1 pseudogene is annotated in these 1229 nt (G+C 57.5%); it reads right to left on the bottom strand.

Annotated features, from left to right (window positions below):
* A pseudogene (locus R5268_RS19330) lies at positions 1 to 1199 on the bottom strand (type IV secretion protein Rhs); the annotation flags it as partial.
* Positions 1200 to 1229: the final 30 nt, after the last annotated feature.

Genomic DNA, 1229 nt, shown 5'->3' with positions numbered 1-1229 from the left:
AACTGTACCGTTTCTTCCGGTGCCCGGTTTTCCGGGGGTTGCTTCAGCCGCTGTGCCTGTGCGGACTGCCAGACCCGCTTGCCGGTTCTGCGCCTGAGAATGTCGTAATCATATTCCGCCCGCTGGTGCCCCTGCGGGTCATGCTCAAAGGTCACTGCGGTGATACGGTGCTCCGCGTCATAGTGATAATGCTGACACACCGCGCTGTCCCGTACCCGGCGCTGCACCATGCGGCCGAAGCCGTCATACGTGTAGTCGTATTCCTCACTGGCGGTGACCTGGTTATTAAATGCCACCTGCCGCTGATGCCCCAGCAGGTTCGCCGCTTCGTCATACAAAAACAGCTCTTCACTGAACCCGTTCAGACGCCGGGTCAGTTGCCCCAGCGGGTCATACCGGTAGGTTTCATACTGCCAGTGGCCTTGTGTTAACGGCGAATCGGCCTGTCCGTAACTGACACTGCGCTCCGTCAGGTTATTGTGTTTGTCCCAGGTATAACGTTTATCAATGGTTGCCGCCGTCACCCGCGTACTGTTCGCCAGCCTGGCTATCTGTGCGGTGATACGCCCGCTGCTGTCATACTCCGTCCGCTGATCAAGTCCGCCGGAAAGCCGGTTAGTTTCACGGTGCAGCCGGTCGCGGCTGTATTCCGCCAGTACCGTCTGTTTACCGCGCTCCCGCCAGTTCATCTGCTGAAGGTGTCCGGAGCCGTAATACAGATAACTCAGGGACTGCCCGTCCGGCAGTGCCGTACTGCTGAGATTGCCGTTGTCATCGTAGCTGTGACGGTATACCCCGGCGCTGTTCTGCTCGGACAGCATCTGACCGTGCAGGTCATACTCAAATTCCAGGATATCCTGCCACGGCACATCTTCCCCGCTGAGCTGCGCCGCTGACCAGACCGTCAGCGGTGCCCGCCGCAGTGTCAGTGCCGTTTTGCCGTACTGATACTCAGTGCGGTAATCACGGTTTTCCCGCATGGTCAGGCGGCCAGCCGGATCATAGCCATACTGTGTGATAACCGGCTCTTCTTCCGCCTGTGCGGGGATCTCCTCCCGACGGATAAGATTACCGCCCGCATCATACTGATACTGTTTTTGCTGGCCGATCAGATCCTGCTCGCGGGTCAGACGATGCAGCGCGTCATACTCATGTAAGTATCCCGGAAAAAAGTCCCATTCACTTTCAGAGATCTTCATCCATACTGATATGTATTCTGAGGAGATCGC

Source organism: Morganella sp. BCCO 40_0007, from assembly GCF_032989665.1.
Classification (GTDB): Bacteria; Pseudomonadota; Gammaproteobacteria; order Enterobacterales; family Enterobacteriaceae; genus Morganella; species Morganella sibonii.
This window is presented reverse-complemented; position numbering and strand designations above follow the sequence as displayed.